Raw genomic sequence first — 18,694 nt, 5'->3', positions numbered from 1 at the left:
CCCCTTCAGGGGCGAAGTCCGTAATTGCCCCTTCTAGGGGATGTGCAAACCACCAGTTCTACTGGTGGTTTTGATTGCTTTTTTGGTGATCGGAGGTTATTTCTGGGCAAACACCAGCATATTGCTCATGTTCCTACCCTGAGCGACCAGCGGGCTGCCCTGAAGGTACAGCGCGCAGGAAGCGCCGCCGTCCAGATTCATGGCGTTTTCACAGCCCAGCGCCAGCATCGCCCGGGAAAGCTGGCTCAGGGAGCAGGTGGCATGGATAATGACCACGGTGCCGTCCTTTTTCACACCGATCGCCATTCTCGCGGAGGAGCCGCTGAGCACATGGGCGTCGGTGAAGCCCTCCTGCTTGTAGGTGGTGGCATTGCCGTAAGCCTTGCCGTTTTTCACGACGGTAGGTCCACAACTCAGCCCGGTGACGATATCCTGCGTGGTAGCGCCCTCGTACTTCACGGAGACCTCCAGTGTATCGCCCACCCTGCAGTTTTGGAGGAAGGTATCCCATTGGGAGCGCACCTTGCGCTGGTACAGCACATAGCCGGTCGCGGGGATCGCCACGTTGCTGGCGTTATGCTGGACCTTTGTGATGGCGCCGCTGGCGTCTACCGTCACGGCGTGGACCACATTGCCCTTGATGGCGCTGCCGTAGGCGCGGGTGCACATCATCAGGGTGCCGTCGCCGGAGGGAACGCCAAGGTTCAGCCCCACGCTGCCTGCCAGGCTTCCCAGCTCGATCTCCTCGCCGTCCCGGAACTGGCGAATGCTCTGGGTGGGCTTGCAGAACTGAATGGACGCCCTGCCGCTGCCGTCCACAGTGAACATGGGCTTATAAGGGGCGTTATTGTTGTCCAGCTGAATGATCTTGCCGTTGTTGATGAGGGTCGTGTAGGTGGTCAGGTAGTCGCTCCGGCTGGAATCATAGCACTGGAAGAACGCGCCGTTGACCGCCACATAAGCGCCTGTGCGCTTGGCAATGCTGGAGGCGCTTTCGGTGCTGTAGAGACGGTCGTTGGCAAAGACAGCCTGTGCCCGGTAGCCGTTCAAGGGGTTAAACTCCACCCCGCTGACGCTGACGCCGCCGGCGGTTTTATTGATCCTGGTGGGAGCCTTGAATTCATCGGAGGGGGCGGGTCCCTGACAGCACAGCTTGCAGGGGTCAGCCTTTCCCGCAAGCTTCGCCTCGCTGACCGTTCCGCGCTTAATGTTATCTGCGGACGTGCGTTTCAGCGCAACACAGTCTGGTGTAGAATGATACACAGCGCCGCCGGTACTCCAATAAACAGCGGAGGGGTCTGGAACGATGGGGTCGATATCGTCGGGGTCTTTTTCGGGAATGGTCAGGCTGGCGTTTGCCGTGCGCTTGGGCAGGGCGTTTTCCTTCGCAAAGGCATTGTACAGCACCTGTGCCACCATGGCGCGGGTAGCGCTGCCGCCGGGGCTCATCAAGCCGGCGCTGGTGCCGTTGATGATCTTGTGGTCGGTTGCCCATTTCATAGGAGTTTTCGCAAAGCCAGCCACGCTGTTTTTATCCGGGAAGCTGTGGAAAACCGCGTTGGAATAAGTGACCGTGTTGCCGGTTTTGGCAGCGTAACGGTACAGGAAGGTCGCCATTTCCTGGCGGGTCACCTTGCCGTTGGGGTCAAACCTGCCGTTGCCCTTGCCGGTGACAATGCCCATGTGGGCTGCCCATTCCACCGCGGCGGAATAGTATTCTTTCGCGGGAACGTCGGTAAAGCTGCCGGCGCCCTGCCATTCCTCTTCCACGAAATTGTCCGTGGCGCGGGCAAGCACGGTAACGAACATGGCGCGGTTCATGGTCATGTTGGGGGAAAAGGTGGTGCCGTTTCCCGTGCCGCTGAACAGCTTGTTCGCGTAGGCATAGTCCACAGCCTTCTCATACCAGATGCCCGCGGGAATATCCGTAAACGGCGTGTTCGCCGCGGAAGCTGCCACAGGCAGCATACCGCAAAGCAGTATGACAGCCAGCATAAGGCTGAAAATTCTTTTTGCTTTCTTTTTCCTTCTCATTTTTGGGAACCTCCTGTATGGATTTTAAATATCTGGCGTGAAAAGACCTCCCGGATCTGGAGACCTTTTCCGTCAGTTTTTCACAAAGAACTGGTCATACCAGACGATGAAGGTGTAGAACGACCATATTTTCTGCATGTTCAGGGCTTTGCCCTCCTTGTGGTCATTGAGCAGCTTCATCAATTCTTCCGTCACGAAAAATTTCTCCGCGATGTCGCTTTGGAACGCGTCCTTCACCCTGTTGTAGTATTTATCCTCCCTCAGCCAATCGGACAGCGGCACGGGGAAGCCCAGCTTTTTCTTATTGGCGGTGCGTTCCGGCAACTGCTTGATGGCGGCGCTGCGCAGCGCTTTTTTGGTGGTTTCCGTCTGGCAGTCCGCCCGGAACCGGGTGGGGATACGGGTGGAAAGCTCCAGCATTTTTCGGTCGAGGAAGGGCACCCGCAGCTCCAGGGAATTTGCCATGCTCATGCGGTCCGCTTTCAGCAGGATATCGTAGATCATCCAGGTGTGCATATCCACATATTGCAGCTGGGTGGGCTCGTCCAGGTCGCTTACCTCGTCAAAGTACCGCTTGCTGTATTCCTCCGGCAGCTTTGACGTGATGGGGCGCTTCAGATATTTCTGGCGCTCCCGGCTGTCGGTGAAAACGTAATTTGCCCGCATGAACCGCTGCCAGGGCTCCATAGCGCCCCGCACCAGGAAATGCTTGCCCTTAAATTCCGGCAGGACGCCCGCCACCGCGCCTGCCATTTTGCGCAGGGGCTTTGGCACCTTGCGGGTATATTCCGCGAAGTGACCGCCCTGTAAATACATGGGATAGCCGCCGAACAGCTCGTCCGCGCCCTCGCCGGACAGCACCACCTTCACATAGTTCCGGGCGTTTTTCGCCAGAAAGTACAGGGGGATTTCCGAGGGGTTGGGCAGCGGCTCGTCCATGAAATACTGAATTTCCGGCATGGCGTCAAAAAATTCGTCGGCGGAGACCTTGTTGGAAATATTGGGCACGCCGACTACCCTGGAAAAATCCTGGGCATAAGGCAGCTCGCTGTATTTTTCCTCCTCATAGCCCACGGAGAAGGTCTTTACCTTTTTGGTGCCCTTGGATATCTCCTTTACCACATAGCTGGAATCCACGCCGGAGGAAAGGAAGCAGCCCACCTCCACGTCGCTGATCTGGTGCATGGCAACGGATTCGGAAAATTCCCTGGTGATCTCCTGCTCCCAGTATTCCAGAGATTTGTCTTCTTCCACCTTGTATTCAATGCGGTAATACCGTTCCGTGCTGAGCTTCCCGTCCTGATACTCGAAGCAGTATGCGCCGGGCAGCTTGTACACGTTCTTGAAAATCGTTTCCTCATCGGGGAGATACTCATAGGAAAGGTACTCCGGGATTTTTTCCTCCCGCAGCTCCTTGTGGAAGCCGGGGTGGGAGAGGAAGCTTTTGATCTCCGAGCCGAACAGGAAATGCTTCCCGTCCATGTAGTAGTAAAAAGGCTTGATGCCGAAAATATCCCGGGCGCCGAACAGCTTCTTTGTCTTCTTGTCCCAAATGACAAAGGCGAACATTCCCCGCAGCTTTTGCAGAATGCCCTTGCCGTATTCCTCATAGCCGTGGAGAATGGTTTCGGAGTCCGATTTCGTGGTAAAGGTATGCCCGGCTTTACTCAGCTCCTCCCGGAGAGACTGGTAATTGTAGATTTCTCCGTTAAAGAGCAGCGCCTTGGAGCCGTCCTCATTCAAAATGGGCTGCCTGCCACCTGTGAGGTCAATGATGGAAAGCCGGCGGAAGCCCAGGGAAATATCCTCGTCCACATAGTAGTGGGCGTCGTCGGGACCGCGGTGGACGATCCTGTCCGCCATGGCGTGAATGACCTGCTCCGGGTCGCCGATCTCCGGGGTATTGAAAAAGCCTGCAAATCCGCACATTGGGGATCACACTCCATTCTAAATAATATAAAATCCCATCTGGAATTTGGAAATCATACCTGCACAAACGCAAAGCCGATGACAGGACCTAAAAATATTGCGGCATAGATCAGGGTAATCCACGGCTGATAGTCAATATAGAACCCCCGGAAGGACAGGCTCCATGGGTGCTTGATAAGAACCCAGCCGAACAGGTCGAACACGATGCAGATCCCTGCCCATATGGCGCCGGTAATGACCGCTTCCCTGAGGGTAGGCGCATTAAGCCCGTTCAGATACAAAAAGCCAAAGACGGAAAACAGAACGATGTTGTACAGCGGGTGCCATGGCTTTGTTTTTTCATACCCTTCTCCCATGGAGTTCTGGTCCATCGGCTTCATGTGCAGCACATAAATGTTAAAGACGGTATGTAAGATCCCAACCAGAGTCACCAGAAAATAGCAGAGCCAGAACCACAGCATGGACATTCCAAAATTTTGCATTTTTCCGTTTTCCTCCTTTAAGCTTTGCCCAACAGTTTTTGATATCCCGCTTTCAGCGGCGCGCCGCATTCCTCCACACAGCGCTTGGCAAGGACCTCCAGCGCGTCCAGATAGCGTCCGTCCAGTCCGGCGCTTTTTTTGATGAGGGAGAGCTCCGTGCAGCCCAGCACGATACAGTCACAGCCGGAGCTGTACAGCATTTCGGACACTTTTTGGAATTTTTCAGGGTCGGCGGGCTTTCCCGCCTTGATGTCGTCGTAGATCAGGCTCATCACCAGCGCCTGCCCAGCTTCGTCGGGCAGAACTGCCTGCAAGCCCTCTTTTTCAAAGGCTTTCTGGAACAGCCCGGTGCTGACCGTGCCGGTGGTCGCCAGGATACCGGGGCGCTGCTTTCCGGCGGTTTTCAGCTCCTTTGCCGTTTCCTCCACCATATTGAGGAAGGGAACGGAAACGCTGCTTGACAGCTCCTTATAAAAATAGTGGGAGGTGACGCAGGGCGCGCAAAGACACCCAGCCCCCAGCTGTTCCAGCGTTTTTGCCGTAGCGGTCATGGAGGGCAGGGGGGAGGGCTTGGCTTTATCCAGGATATAGGCGGTGCGGTCCGGCACGCTGGGGCGGTCGAACACGATCACGTCCAAATGCTCCTGGTCGGTTTTGGCGTCGGTCATTTCAATGACAAGCTGCAATAAGTACGCCGTCGCCATAGGACCCAGCCCGCCGATGATACCCAGTGTTTTCACGCAGTCACACCCCTTGTTGGAAAATGAACGATTTCTGCCGAACACAGCTTTTGTCCTCATTCAAATACGTTTATCATGTATCCGTCCAAAGTAGTCAGGCTGCAGGTCTTGCCGCCCCATGGCTGCGCTGTGATCTCGGTGATGTTTTCCCAGCCGTTTGAAAGGATATATTCCCGCATTTTTTTGATGTTCTGTACCTGCATAAAAGAGAGCACACGATTCTCCGGCGTACCGCAAAACAGTTGGAACCCGGTAAACGGCGCCAGATGGGTGCTTTCTATTTCGGGAAGCATATCAAACACCACCCCATAGGTGCCGTTGCCGTGCACATCTCGTTCTACGATGTTGCTGTACCAGCCCATGGTTTTTTCAAACCATTCGGCGGTTTTATCCATGTCCCGGGTAAAGTAGATCGGCGCATTTTCTTTGACAAAATAGCCTTTTTCCGAAAATCTGCTCATCGCTTTCTCTCCTTTCTAGTCTCTCAATCCCTTATTCCCGAAGTACCGCCGGTACTTTTCGAAATAGTGGTACTGGTTTTTTACAAAATGTATCCATCGCTTCAGAGAGCGGTCGCCCCGGTAGTAGTAGGACTGGCAGTATTTCCCCTGGCGGATCAGCTCTTTTGCTTCCGCCTTGAGGGCGGGGTCTTTTACATACTGGAAAATAATGCGCTTGGGGATAATGGACCACAGCACCTTGTTTTCCGCCACGGTGCAGGGGACTTCCCTGTGATAGATCACATCGTCCACAAGCCACTTTGCCAGGTTATATCCGGCGGCGGTGACAAAGAAGCTGCTCCTGCCCTGCCGCAGGTTCATCTCAAAGAGCTTGTAGGTGCCGTCCCGTTGGTCGTACTTCATGTCGAAATTGGCAAAGCCCACATAGCCGATGCCCTCGAGGAAGCCCTTCATCTGCTCATTGAGCTTTTCGTCATACCCGTTGATGATGGCGGCATAGCTGCCGATCCCCTCCGGGGAATGCTCCTCCAGCAGGGCGTTGCCCAGGGCAATCAGCCGCACCTTTTTGTCGCTGCCGCAGTAGCAGTTCATCACCCGCATATTGCTGTCGTCGCCGGGAATGTATTCCTGCAAAATGAGATGGTCCTTGTAGCTGGAAGAATAGATGGCGGTAAGAATGGCTTCAAATTCCTCTCTTGTCTCCGCCACAAAGACCTTTTTCTTGTGGGGGAAATGGCAGTTCCAGTAGGCAACGGAATTGGAGGGCTTGATGATGACGGGGAAATCAAAGGGCAGCTCCAGGTTTTTATGGTCCTCAAAGGTGCAGGTGGTGGTTTTCGGGAAAGAGAACCCATGCTCGGTGCAGACCTCATAAAAGCTTTCCTTAATGGAAAGGCGCATCAACAGCTCTTCGCTGATACATTCAAATTCATACACGCCACGCAGCTTGTCCTGGTTTCTCACCAGCAGCTTGATGTAATTGTCCCCGCAGGGGACCAGCAGCAGCTTTTTCCCGCTGCCCTCATACCGTTTCGCAAAATTCAGAAGCGTGGAAACAAAGACTTCATCGTCCTCTAAATTGGGTTCCACGACCTCTACCCTTACGATTTTGCTGGCGGTGCAGGGACCCAAGATCCCCTTGCCGATGGCAACGGAAGCGACGCCGTATTCCTCATGGAAAGACCGCGCCATGCCGTACACGTTGATGTCGCTGCCCAGCAGGACCGGGACAAACTCAATTTTCTCCGTCATGTGCCGTTACCTCCGAAAAGAATTGCCTGTACCAGATGAGGAAGGTGTACACCGTCCAAATGCGGCGGCTGTTGTCTGCCTTGCCGTTTTTGTGGTCGTCCAAAAGCTTCAGGAGCTTTTCCGTGTGGAAGAAATGCTCCGCATTTTCGCTCTGGAATTCTTCCTTGACGATACCGTAATATTTGTCTTCCTTCAGCCACACCCGGGTGGGCACGGGGAAGCCCAGCTTCTTTTTGCCCGCCCATTTTTCCGGCATTCTTCTGAGGGCGGCTTTCCGCATGGCGAATTTGGTGTTCTCGTCGTTGACCCTGTATTTCAGGGGAATCCTTCCTGCCAGCGCCATGATCTCCTTGTCCAGGAAGGGCACCCGCAGTTCCAGGGAATTTGCCATGCTCATCTTGTCGGCTTTCAGCAGGATATCTCCTACCATCCACATGTTCAGATCCACAAACTGCATTTTTGTCACGGCGTCCTTTTCCCGCACCATGTCGTAATAGGGTTTTACCATGGCGGCGGGGGACTGGGCGTCCGTGGGGTGCTTCAAGAGCGCCCGGCGCTCCTTTTCCGTGAACATATAGGCGTTGCCGATAAAGCGGTCTTCCAGCTTCTTGCCCCGGCGCACCAGGAAATTCAAGCCCCGGTGGGCGGGGAGGAGACCGGCGATGGCGCCGATCGCTTTCCGAATGGGGAAGGGGATCTTGTCGTACCACGGCACCTCCAGCGGCTCCTTATAAATGTTGTAGCCGCCGAAAATCTCATCGGCTCCCTCGCCGGACAGCACCACCTTCAAATGCTTGGCGGCAGTGTTGCACACGAAATACAGCGCCACGGCGGAGGGGTCTGCCAAAGGCTCGTCCATGTGGTACTGGATTTTCGGGAACGTCCCCCAAAATTCCTCCGGGGTGATGACCTTGCTGATATTTTTCACAGGAATTTGCTCGGAAAGCTCCTGGGCGTAGCTGATCTCGTTGTATTTTGTGCCGTTGTCGAAGCCCACGGTAAAGGTCTTGTCCACATAGGCAGAGCAGGCGACATAGCTGGAATCTACGCCGGAGGAAAGGAAAGAGCCCACCTCCACATCGCTGACCTTGTGGGCTTCCACGGAGTTGTCGAATACCTTTTCGATCTCGTCCACCCAATATTCCAGGGGCTTGTCCTCTTCCGCATGGAACTCCGGCAGCCAGTACCGGGTCAGCTCCATTTTGCCGCCGGCATATTTGAAATAGTGAGCCGGGGGCATTTTGTACACGTTTTTGAAGAAGGTCTCGGGACCGGGGGAATACTGGAAAGAAAGGTAATGCTCCAGTGCCCGCTCGTTCAGCTCCTTTTTGAAATCCGGGTGGTGCAGGAAGCTTTTGATCTCCGAGCCGAACAGGAAGGTGCTTCCCATTTTGGCATAGTACAGGGGCTTGATCCCGAAAAAGTCCCTTGCGCCGAACAGCTCTTTTTTCTCCTTGTCCCAGATGACAAAGGCAAACATGCCCCGGAGCCTGTTCAGCAAATCGGCGCCGTACTCCTCATAGCCGTGGAGCAGCACCTCCGAATCGGCGGCGGTCTTGAAAATATGCCCTGCCGCCAGCAGCTCCTTTTTGATGTCCTGATAATTGTAAATTTCGCCGTTGAACAGCAGCACCTTGGTGCCGTCCTCATTGAGAATGGGCTGTCTGCCGCCCTCCAGATCGATGATGGACAGCCGCCGGAAGCCCAGGGAAATTTCCCCGTCCATGTAATAATCCGCGTCGTCAGGTCCTCTGTGCCGGATAGCGTCCGTCATAGAGCGCAGAACGCCCTCGTCCTGAAGTGTACCGTCGCCGCCGGTAAAGCCTACAAAGCCGCACATATCCTATCCCGTCCTTTCTTTCCCAAGTACAGGGTTTTCCTGTGAGAAGAAATCTGCGTAAAAAGAGCAGGGGCAAGAACTGCGTCCCGCGCAGGTTTGCACCCTGCTGATGTTTAGTATTTTACCACATCGTGCAAAGAATGACAAATTTTATTTTCCATTCGTTGGAAGCGTCCGTCAACGGTCCGATTTTACCGATTGCTCCGCAGCCTCGATCAGGTCCATCAGCGCCGGGGCGTGCTGGGGAAATTCCTTTGCCAGCCCTTCCATGGTGATGGCAGGGATATCCTTTTTCTTCACGCCTACGCAGTCGCCGATGCTTTCCCCGCTTAAAATATAGCGGCTTTTTGCCTCTGCCATTGCCATAGTGGAATTCATGGCCGCGCCGAACAGCAGCGCGTCCAGTGAAAAAATATCCTGAGAATTTTTGGGATTTGAGGAATACAGCAGCCGGAACATTTTGTAGACCGAAGCGTACAGGAACTCGGAAATTTCCCGGTTCAGGCTTTCACTATTGATTTTTTTCAAAAGACCGAATACAATACTGAGAGAGTTTATCAGTACCCGGCGGTTGTACTCCACGGCGGGATCACTGCCCTTTTTGGGGCGGGGGGCGTTTTCCGTGGGAACGTCCTGAATGGCAAGCACCGCGCCGCTGCGGTGCAGCGTGCGCCCCAACAGGTAATCGCAGGAAACGTCATAATAATCCGCCACGCGCAGGACAAAATCCAGCCCGCATTCCCGGATGCCCTTTTCATAGTGGGACAGCAGCGCCTGGGAAATCCCCAAATCAGCGGCGACCATTTTCTGGCTGTAGCCCCGTTCCCTGCGCAGCAAAGTCAGGATGCGTGGAAAATCCTTGTTCAGATCAAATTTGCCGCGCCGCTTGCCGCTGTCGGTTGCCGCCATAGTAAACGCTCCTTCATCTCCTGAAAAATGTGATTCGATTTTCTTCGATTATACTATAAGTAAATTGGAAAGTAAAGGAAAAATCGGGAAAATCCCCGGGATTTTCTCATTTTTCCATCTTTTGCGGAAGCATTTCCTGCTTTTCTCACAAAAATAGAAATCTTATCTGAAAAAGGAAGGAAGAACGCCATGAAATCCTATGTGATCCATCTGCTGCGCAATATGCCCTGCGAGGGAAATCTGGAGGGGCGTTATATCGGGCGGACAGAATCCCCCCTTGCCGAGAGTTCTGTGGCGCAGCTGCTGGATTTGAAACGGAAATGTGGATATCCCCAGGCGGCAACCTTTTACGCCAGCCCTTCTATCCGCTGTGTGGACACCCTGAAGCTGCTGTATCCCCGCGCCGAGCCGGAGGTCATTTTGGAAATGGCGGAATGCGATTTTGGGGACTGGGAGAACAGGACGGCGGAGGAGCTGAAGGACGAGCCGGGCTTTCCAGATTGGCTGTCTACGGGGGGGCAGACAGCCCCGCCTAACGGAGAAAGCAGCGCCGTGTTTGTTCAGCGGGTCTGCAGGGGCTTTGAAATGCTGGTGCAGAACCTGATGGCGCGGGGGAACACCTCTGCCGTGCTGGTGACCCATGCCGGGGTGATATCCACTGTTTTGGCGGCGTACGGTCTGCCCCGGGTGCAGCCCTATGAATGGATGTGCCCTCCCGGCTGTGGCTACACCGTGCGGATCACGCCCAGCCTGTGGATGCGCTCTGCCGTGATGGAGGTGACGGACACCCTGCCGGAGGGGGAGGACAAGACCCGCCCGGATCATTTTGTGGTGGACGTGGCACGGGAAGCGGCGCATAATGGGCGGAAAAAAGACTTCACGACATGAAATGCCGTGATTCTCCTGCGGAGAACCGTCTTTTTTCACTGCCTCTCGGGTACACTGCCATCAATGGGCGGAAAAGCACTTCCCGGCATGAAAAGCCGTGATTTTGCTAAAGCAAAACCGTGTTTTTCATAGTCTCCAGGATACACCGATCTATGGGATATGGTGTTCTAAGATTCCGGTAATGGGCGGAAAAAAGACTTCACGACATATAAAAAAATAGAAAAGGCGGTTTTCGTTTAGAAAATCGGCTGCGGTGCAGCCGAAGCCTTTTCCAGGAAGAAAGGCGCAGCCTTTCTTTTGCTCCCCCATACCCCCACTTTCTTTTGTGAAATAACAAGAGCCGGCTTGCGATCGGGTCGAAATCTTTTCGTTCGCACCTAGAGGGTTCTCGAGTAAAAATACTTGACAAACGGGAAAATTCATTTTATAATGCCAAATATATCACGAATAAGTGACAGACTGTGATGGGAAGAAGACGCCGACGTCAGTTCGGCAGAGAGCCTGCGGTTTTACGGTGTGAGCAGGCGTACTGTGCGGCGTGTATGCTGATCCCGGAGTCTCCCCTTTGAAGGCTTGCTGTAGAGGGGGACGTATGGCGGCGTTACTCGCCAGGGGTTTCGTGTGAGACCTTTCGAGGGCGTGGGAGAGATTTCACGCTGAAAACGGGTGGTACCGTGAAGAGGATCCTTCACCCCGGGCGCAATCGTTGCGTCCGGGGTGTTTTTGTTTCCCTGAAAACCTGGGAAAGCCGGTCACATGCCCGAATTTTTGAAAAAAGTATTTTCTATTTTAGAAAGGACGGTTCTCATGAATCAAGGCTACAAAAAGTATAAGCCCTTTAGACCCATTTCCCTGCCGGACCGCACATGGCCCGACAAGGTCATCACCAAAGCGCCCGTCTGGTGCAGCGTGGACCTGCGGGACGGCAACCAGGCGCTGGTGAACCCCATGAACCTGGAGCAGAAGCTGGAATTTTTCCAGCTCCTGTGCGACATCGGCTTTAAGGAGATCGAGGTGGGGTTCCCCTCCGCCTCCGATACGGAATATGAAATTCTCCGGGCGCTCATCGAGCAGGATTTGATCCCCGACGACGTGACGGTGCAGGTGCTGGTGCAGGCGCGGGAGCATTTGATCCGCAAGACCTTTGAAGCCATTGACGGCGCGAAAAACGTCATTGTCCATTTCTACAACTCCACCTCTACGCTGCAGCGAAAGGTGGTGTTTGAAACGGATATGCAGGGCGTCATCGACATTGCCGTCAGCGGCGCGAAGCTCATTCGGGAGCTGACCGAGGAGATCACCGCGAAAAGCGATATCAATATCCGCTATGAGTATTCTCCCGAAAGCTTCTCCGGCACAGAGGTGGAAAACTCCGTGCTGATCTGCGACAGAATATTGGAGGAGCTGGGCGCTACCCCGGAAAACAAGGTCATCATCAACCTGCCCAACACCGTGGAAATGTCCACCCCCAACACCTATGCCGACCAGGTGGAATACTGCCACAGGAACATGAAGCACCGGGACTGCGCCGTGCTGAGCATTCACCCCCACAACGACCGGGGCACCTGCACCGCCGCCACCGAGCTGGGCATTATGGCAGGCGCCGACCGGGTAGAGGGCACGCTTTTCGGCAACGGTGAGCGTACCGGCAACGCGGACATTATGAACCTGGCAATGAACCTGTATTCCCAGGGCGTTGACCCCGAGCTGGACTTTACCCACATGAACCACGTGCGGGAGGTTTACGAGGAATGCACCCAGATGAAGGTCCACCAGCGCCACCCCTATGCCGGCGAGCTGGTGTTCACCGCCTTTTCCGGCTCCCATCAGGACGCCATCAACAAGGGGATCAACTACATCAATAAGGAAAATTCCCCCTATTGGGAGGTCCCCTACCTGCCCATCGACCCGGCGGATTTAGGGCGCCAGTACGAGCCCATTATCCGCATCAACAGTCAGTCCGGCAAGGGCGGCGCGGCGTTTGTCATGCGGCAGAGCTTCGGCTACGACCTGCCAAAGGCGATGCACCCGGAGTTTGGCGCGCTGGTGAAGCACGCCTGCGACAGCTGTGGCAGGGAATTGACCGCCGGGGAGGTCTTCGACATCTTCAAGCGGGAATATCTGGACGTTTCCGAGCCCTACCACCTGCTGACCTACAAATTTTTCACCGAGAAGACGGACAACGGACAGGTGGAGGACTTTGAAGGCACCATTCGTTATGACCACAACACGCAGGCAGTGTCCGGCAAGGGCAACGGCCCCATTGACGCGTTCTTCAACGCCCTGTCCGGCATAGGGCTGACGGAGTATGAATTTGTTTCCTACAGCGAGCACGCCGTGTCCGGCGGCGCGGACTCCAAGGCGGTGTCCTATATCCAGCTGCGCCACAAGGGAGAGATCGTGTTCGGCGTGGGCATGGACAGCAACATCAGCATTGCCTCCGTCAAGGGCATTATCTGTGCCATCAACCGCTGCGAGAAACGCGGCGAGTAAGTGTAAAGGAGAATAGCTTGTCATGAAAACCTATCGGATCACTGTACTGGAAGGCGACGGGATCGGACCTGAGATCGTGGGGGAAGCCGTCAAGGTCCTGAAAAAAGCGGGAGAAAAATTCGGTTTTGACTGTGAGCTGGACTATGCCCTGCTGGGCGGCGCCGCCATCGACAGGACAGGCGTTCCCCTGCCCGAGGAGACTGTCGCCGCCTGCAAGGCTGCGGACGCTGTGCTGCTGGGCGCTGTCGGCGGACCGAAGTGGGATTCCCAGCCCGGCGCGAACCGCCCGGAGAAAGGGCTTTTGGGGATCCGTAAAGCTTTGGGGCTTTACGCCAATCTCCGCCCTGCCGTGATCTTCGCCCCGCTGAGGGACGCTTCCCCGCTGAAGCCGGAAATCATCGGGGACAGCCTGGACATCATGGTGGTGCGGGAGCTGACCGGCGGCATTTATTTCGGGGACCGCGGCACCGCCGAGGAAAACGGCGTGGTCAGCGCCTACGATACCGAGCGCTACAGCCTGCCGGAAATCCGGCGCATTGCAAAGGTCGCTTTTGAAATGGCGGAAAAGCGGCGGGGGCGGCTGTGCAGCGTGGACAAGGCAAATGTGCTGGACACCTCCCGCCTGTGGAGAAAGACCATCGACGAGATGGCAAAGGAGCACCCCGCGGTGGAGGTCAGCCATATGTATGTGGACAACTGCGCCATGCAGCTGGTGCGCAACCCCGCTCAGTTTGACGTGATCGTGACCTCCAATATGTTCGGCGATATCCTGTCCGACGAGGCTTCCATGATCAGCGGCTCCATCGGAATGCTGGCGTCCGCCAGCCTGGGGGACAGCGGCTTTGGGCTGTATGAGCCGATCCACGGCTCCGCCCCCGACATTGCCGGGCAGAACATCGCAAATCCCCTTGCCACCATTCTTTCCGGCGCGATGATGCTCCGTTATTCCCTGAACGAGCCGTCGGCGGCAGCCGCCATCGAAGCCGCCTGCTCCAAAGCGCTGGAGACTGCCCGCACCCCGGATATCTATACCCCTGACTGCGGCGCGAAAAAGGTCACCTGCACCGAAATGGGCGATATCGTTGCCGGGCTGCTGTAAAACTGCTGTATACAGATGTATTAAAAAATTTAGAAAAGCAAAAAGCCCCGGCATGAAATGCTGGGGCGCAGGCTGTTGATAAACCCCTCCAACCCAAAAATACGGAAGGGGGAAGATGTGTGAAAAAGTTGTTTTACAGCTTTCGTGGACCATCGGGGGCGCTGGTCTCCTGTGGAGACCGTCCCAGCGCTGACTGAGCTGGAGGCGAGCCCCCTCTCTCGCGTTTCAATCAGAACTTATTGGGGAAATCTTTAGTTTCCCCAATAAGTTTGATTGTGTCGAAAAGTCTTTTTCGACACAATCAAGCCCCGGCATTTCATGCCGGGGTGATTTTGTTTGTGCGGAAAAGCTTTACATAGACTCCGGCGCGCTGACCTTGAACAGCCGCAGGGCGTTTTCCAATACGGTCTTGGTAGCGGAGCAGAGGTACAGCCGGGCGGCGGTGAGGGCTTCGTTGCCGCCCTTGACCCGGCAGTTGTTGTAGAATTTGTGGAACAGCGTGGAAACGTTCGTCACGTACCGGGTGATGCGGGCGGGCTCCATGGCGCGCGCGGCGCCGGCGATCTCCCCGGTGAAATTGGAGAGATAACGGATCAGCTCCACCTCTTCCGGGGAAGAAAGCAGCAGCAGCTCCTCCGGGGTGCAGTCCCGGGGCTCAATCCCGTCAGCTTTCAGGTTTTTCAGAATGCTGCAAATCCTGGCGTGGGCGTACTGCACATAGTATACCGGGTTTTGGGCGTCCTGCTGCACCGCCAGGTCGAGATCGAAGTCGATCCGGGTGTTGGGCTCGTAGGAGTTGAACAGGAACCGAGCGGCGTCCACCGGGACCTCCTCCAGCAGGGTCACCAGCGTGATGGCCTTGCCGCTGCGCTTGCTGGCTTTTACGATCTCGCCGTCCCGCACCAGCCGGACCATCTGCATCATTACCACCTGCAGCCGGGAAGCGTCCACACCCAGGGCGGTGAGGGCAGCCTTCAGCCGGGGCACATAGCCGTGGTGGTCGGCGCCCAGCACATCGATGGCGATGTCGAAGTTTCTGGTGACCAGCTTGTCGTAATGGTAGGCAATGTCCGGCACCACATAGGTGGGCACGCCGTTGGAGCGCACCAGCACGAAATCCTCAGAGCCGTATTCTTCCCCCTTGAACCAGACCGCGCCGTCCTTTTCGTAGGTCGCGCCCTTGCTCTGGAACAGCTCAATGACCTGCCGTACTGCGCCGTTCTCGTGGAGGGTGGATTCCCGGAACCAGTTGTCGTATTCCACCCGGTAGCGCAGCAGGTCGTCATGCAGCCCCTGAATGTTCAGCGGCAGGGCGTAATCCACCAGCGCTTTCCGGCGGGTTTCCGGGTCTTGGTTTACATAACTATCTCCATATTTTTCCGCGAAGCCCTTGGCGTTTTCGATGACGTCAGGTCCCAGATAGCCGTCCTCCGGGAATTCTACCGCATCTTCGCCCTGGAAAATTTGCAAGTACCGGGCTTCCAGAGACAATCCGTACCGATTGACCTGATTGCCCGCGTCGTTTACATAAAATTCCCTTTCCACCTGATAGCCGGCGGCTTCCAGCACCGCGGAAAGGGCGTCGCCCAGCACACCGCCCCGGGCGTTGCCAATATGCATGGGACCTGTTGGATTGGCGGAAACATATTCCACCAGCACCCGTTTGTCCGCCCCGGCGCTGCTTTTGCCGTAGTCGTCTCCCAGGCGGTGGATATCCCGCAGGACCTCGCCGTAAAATTTTTCGTCATAGGTAAAATTCAAAAAGCCGGGTCCCGCGATCTCGCAGGATTTGAAGTATGTGCCAGTAAGCTCCAGCTTTCCCACAATGGCTTCCGCGATTTTCCGGGGGGCGGCATGAAAGGCTTTTGCGCCTGCCATGGCGGCGTTGCACGCCCAGTCTCCATGGGCGCGGTCGGCAGGGACCTCCAGGACAAATTCCGGCAGGGGAGCGTCCGGCAGCTCGCCTGCGCCGACCGCCTGCCGCAGCGCGGCGTTTACCGCTTCTCTCAGCTGCTGCTGGGCTTTTTCTACTAATTGTGACATATTATTTTTTCCTTTCCTCTGTTCTCTAAACGACGTCCTGACGCTGAAACCAGCGGCTGACAGCTAATGACTAACAACTAATAGCTAACAACTGACCCCGCAGGGCTTGATCTCCACCTCGATCTCGTTGCGGCTGGACAGGTTCGAGTCGATGTCCAGCGTGTATTTCACATTGAGGCGCCCGCCTTCCTTTCGGAGAGAGGAGTGCAGCTCGCTGGTGAACACCCCCACGGACATCATACCGTAGCCCGTATCGTACAGGCACAGATGGCGCTTGCCCTGCTCCAGGATCAGCCGGGTGGAGGAGCCGGAGCGCATCATGGTCACCCTGCCCGGTTCGATTTTCAGCACGGAGGTGTAGGCGACCTTGGGATCGTCCTCGTCATATTCCTTGTAGGCAATAAATTCCGCGCCGCCCCGTTCCGTGTAGGTCCCGGTGGTGCTCAGGGTGATCTCTCCGGGCTCCGCCCCGGAGGATTCCTCGTAAAACTGCTTGCCAATGATATTGATATTATAATTTTCCTTCAGCATTTTTGAAATCCTTCTTTTTCATGGTGCGAATGGCGAAACGTTCAGCAGCCCTCCATGGCGATCCGCTCCGTGCGCCCCTCCACGCTGTGACCGAGGAACAGCTCGGCAACGGCGGTAAAGCTTTCCGGGGCGTCCGTGACGAAATAGCTTGCCGTTCGGGGGGCGGAGCCGCCGCAGAGCAGCCCCTGCCGCTCCAAGGCGGCAGCCAGCGCCAGCGCGGCTTCCCGTCCGCTGTCGATGAGGGTGACGCCCCTGCCCATGACAGAGCCGATGATGGCGCTGATAATGGGATAATGGGTGCAGCCCAGAATGAGCGTGTCCACGCCCTGCTCCCGTATGGGGGCAAGGTAGCGCTCTGCCACCAGCCGGGTGACCTCCTCCTGGGGGGAGATAAAGGCGTTTTCCACCAGCGGCACAAACAGCGGGCACGCCTGGGGATAGACCTCCAGCTCATAGTTCAGCGCCAGCAGCGCCTTGCGGTAAGAATCGCTGTGAATGGTGGCGCTGGTGCCGATCACGCCTATTTTCCCGTTTCTGGTGGCAGCGGCAGCCGCCTTCGCGGTGGGGGCTACCACATCGAAATAGGGAATGGGCAGGGCGGCGCCGATATCCGCCGCCGTGGAGCTGACCGTGCCGCAGGCGGCAAGCACCGCCTTGACGTTCTGGCTCATGAGAAAATCCATGTCCTGCCGGGCATAGGCGCGCACGGTTTCCCGGCTGCGGGTGCCGTAAGGGACGCGCCCGGTATCGCCGAAATAGACAATGCTTTCCTTTGGCAGCGCCTTTTCCAGCTCCTTTACGGCGGTTAAGCCGCCCAGGCCGGAATCAAAGACGCCGATGGGGCGATTATCCATAGGTCGGATCACTTCCTTATTTTCTAAAACACAGGTTACGCTTTCCGTTCGGCTTCCTTTTTCTGGAACGAAAGAGAGATCAGCGCGTCCAGCAGCTCACTGTAGCTCATGCCGGTGTGCACCCACAGCTTGGGGTACATGCTGATGGAGGTAAAGCCGGGCAGGGTGTTGATCTCGTTCAGGATCACCCGATGGTCGCCCTCGGTGACGAAGAAATCCACTCTGGCAAGCCCGGAGCAGCCCAGCCAGCGGTAAGCCCGCACGGCGGTCTGCCGTATCTTTTCCGACACTTCCTCGTCCAGCCGGGCGGGAATGTACAGCTGGCTGGTGCCGTTGATATATTTGTCGTCGTAATCGTAGAAAGCGGCGGAGGCGCCGATCTCGCCTACCGGGGATGCGTCTGCTTCCCGGTTGCCCAGCACGGCGCATTCCACCTCCTGCCCTTTGATGCCTTCCTCCACCACGATCTTGCTGTCCTCTCTGGCAGCCTTGCGGATCGCCGCGTCAAGGTCTTCCCTGCGCTCCACCTTGCTGACCCCCACGGAGGACCCGGCGTTGGCGGGCTTTACGAATACGGGGAAGCTCAGGCGGGCTTCGATCTTGCTCTTGATGGTGTCCGGGGCGGCGTCGAAGCGGTCGGCGTAGAACCACAGGTAATGCGCCTGCTCGATGTTGGCGGCGGACAGCAGCGTGTGGGTGACAGCCTTATCCATGCACACGGCGGAGGACAGGGTGTTGCAGCCCACGTAGGGAATGCCGGAAAGCTGGAACAGACCCTGAATGGTGCCGTCCTCCCCGTTTTTGCCGTGGAGGGCGGGGAAAACGCAGTCCAGCCGGATCAGCTCCGTGCCGCTGCCCTTCAGGACCACCAGCCCGTGAACGGTGGGGTCGGGAGAAAGGAAGGCGGGAACGGTATGCTCCGGCGCGTCCCATTTGCCGGAGGTCAATTCGGAATTTTCCCCGGTGTACAGCAGCCACTTGCCTGTTTTGGTAATGCCCACTTTATAAACATCGTATTTTTCCGTATTCAAATTTTCCAGGATCGAGGCGGCGGACATGAGGGACACCTCATGCTCGGAGGAAGCGCCGCCGAAAATGACGGCAATTTTCATTTTTTGCTCTGTGGAAGCCATACTGCAA

Annotated in this window: 15 protein-coding genes and 1 other annotated feature; of the genes, 3 read left to right on the top strand and 12 right to left on the bottom strand. The window is 56.2% G+C overall.

Features of this window, described 5'->3' with window-relative positions; all coding sequences use genetic code 11:
* Nucleotides 1–96: 96 nt before the first annotated feature.
* The 8 genes from AB8996_RS11280 to AB8996_RS11245 form a co-directional block, all read right to left on the bottom strand.
* A complete protein-coding gene (locus AB8996_RS11280) occupies nt 97–1,995 on the bottom strand; it encodes an S-layer homology domain-containing protein (protein ID WP_369299092.1) in 1,899 nt (632 codons plus the stop codon).
* Between the two features lie 111 nt (nt 1,996–2,106).
* A complete protein-coding gene (asnB, locus tag AB8996_RS11275) occupies nt 2,107–3,963 on the bottom strand; it encodes an asparagine synthase (glutamine-hydrolyzing) (protein ID WP_369299091.1) in 1,857 nt (618 codons plus the stop codon).
* A 53-nt stretch (nt 3,964–4,016) separates the two neighbouring features.
* Entirely contained in the window at nt 4,017–4,445 is a 429-nt protein-coding gene (locus AB8996_RS11270; protein WP_369299090.1) for a hypothetical protein, read from the bottom strand.
* Nucleotides 4,446–4,462: 17 nt separating this feature from the next.
* Entirely contained in the window at nt 4,463–5,185 is a 723-nt protein-coding gene (locus AB8996_RS11265; RefSeq protein ID WP_369299089.1) for an aspartate/glutamate racemase family protein, read from the bottom strand.
* A gap of 56 nt (nt 5,186–5,241) precedes the next feature.
* Nucleotides 5,242–5,646, bottom strand: coding sequence for a VOC family protein (locus tag AB8996_RS11260; protein ID WP_369299088.1), 405 nt, complete (start codon nt 5,644–5,646; stop codon nt 5,242–5,244).
* A 15-nt stretch (nt 5,647–5,661) separates the two neighbouring features.
* Nucleotides 5,662–6,897, bottom strand: coding sequence for an ATP-grasp domain-containing protein (locus AB8996_RS11255; protein WP_369299087.1), 1,236 nt, complete (start codon nt 6,895–6,897; stop codon nt 5,662–5,664).
* A complete protein-coding gene (asnB, locus tag AB8996_RS11250; RefSeq protein ID WP_369299086.1) occupies nt 6,881–8,737 on the bottom strand; it encodes an asparagine synthase (glutamine-hydrolyzing) in 1,857 nt (618 codons plus the stop codon). Before asnB (AB8996_RS11250) ends, AB8996_RS11255 begins: the two co-directional genes overlap by 17 nt.
* Nucleotides 8,738–8,914: 177 nt before the next feature.
* Nucleotides 8,915–9,646, bottom strand: coding sequence for a helix-turn-helix domain-containing protein (locus AB8996_RS11245; protein WP_369299085.1), 732 nt, complete (start codon nt 9,644–9,646; stop codon nt 8,915–8,917).
* Between the two features lie 189 nt (nt 9,647–9,835).
* Between AB8996_RS11245 and AB8996_RS11240 the strand changes: the two genes are divergently transcribed.
* The 3 genes from AB8996_RS11240 (at nt 9,836) to leuB (ending at nt 14,126) form a co-directional block, all read left to right on the top strand.
* The gene (locus tag AB8996_RS11240; protein ID WP_369299084.1) at nt 9,836–10,534 is read left to right on the top strand and encodes a histidine phosphatase family protein; all 699 of its coding nucleotides are present in this window, start codon (nt 9,836–9,838) and stop codon (nt 10,532–10,534) included.
* A 452-nt stretch (nt 10,535–10,986) separates the two neighbouring features.
* Nucleotides 10,987–11,233 (top strand) — a binding site (T-box leader).
* A gap of 108 nt (nt 11,234–11,341) precedes the next feature.
* The gene (gene leuA, locus AB8996_RS11235; RefSeq protein ID WP_369299083.1) at nt 11,342–13,027 is read left to right on the top strand and encodes a 2-isopropylmalate synthase; all 1,686 of its coding nucleotides are present in this window, start codon (nt 11,342–11,344) and stop codon (nt 13,025–13,027) included.
* Between the two features lie 22 nt (nt 13,028–13,049).
* Nucleotides 13,050–14,126, top strand: coding sequence for a 3-isopropylmalate dehydrogenase (gene leuB, locus AB8996_RS11230; protein WP_369299082.1), 1,077 nt, complete (start codon nt 13,050–13,052; stop codon nt 14,124–14,126).
* A gap of 351 nt (nt 14,127–14,477) precedes the next feature.
* Here the strand turns inward: leuB and argS are convergent, their stop codons facing one another.
* The 4 genes from argS to AB8996_RS11210 all read right to left on the bottom strand — a co-directional run bounded on the left by argS (nt 14,478) and on the right by AB8996_RS11210 (nt 18,687).
* Entirely contained in the window at nt 14,478–16,169 is a 1,692-nt protein-coding gene (gene argS, locus AB8996_RS11225; RefSeq protein ID WP_369299081.1) for an arginine--tRNA ligase, read from the bottom strand.
* 84 nt (nt 16,170–16,253) lie between these two features.
* Nucleotides 16,254–16,700 carry a DUF1934 domain-containing protein gene (locus AB8996_RS11220; protein ID WP_369299080.1) on the bottom strand — a complete coding sequence of 149 codons (447 nt, stop codon included), beginning with the start codon at nt 16,698–16,700 and terminating at the stop codon, nt 16,254–16,256.
* Nucleotides 16,701–16,741: 41 nt separating this feature from the next.
* A complete protein-coding gene (gene murI, locus AB8996_RS11215) occupies nt 16,742–17,554 on the bottom strand; it encodes a glutamate racemase (protein ID WP_369299079.1) in 813 nt (270 codons plus the stop codon).
* A 35-nt stretch (nt 17,555–17,589) separates the two neighbouring features.
* Nucleotides 17,590–18,687 (bottom strand): D-alanine--D-alanine ligase family protein, encoded by a 1,098-nt coding sequence (locus AB8996_RS11210; RefSeq protein WP_369299078.1) that lies wholly within the window; start codon nt 18,685–18,687, stop codon nt 17,590–17,592.
* Between the last annotated feature and the right edge of the window lie 7 nt (nt 18,688–18,694).

It is taken from the genome of uncultured Neglectibacter sp., from assembly GCA_937958185.1.
Classification (GTDB): Bacteria; Bacillota; Clostridia; order Oscillospirales; family Acutalibacteraceae; genus Acutalibacter.
This window is presented reverse-complemented; position numbering and strand designations above follow the sequence as displayed.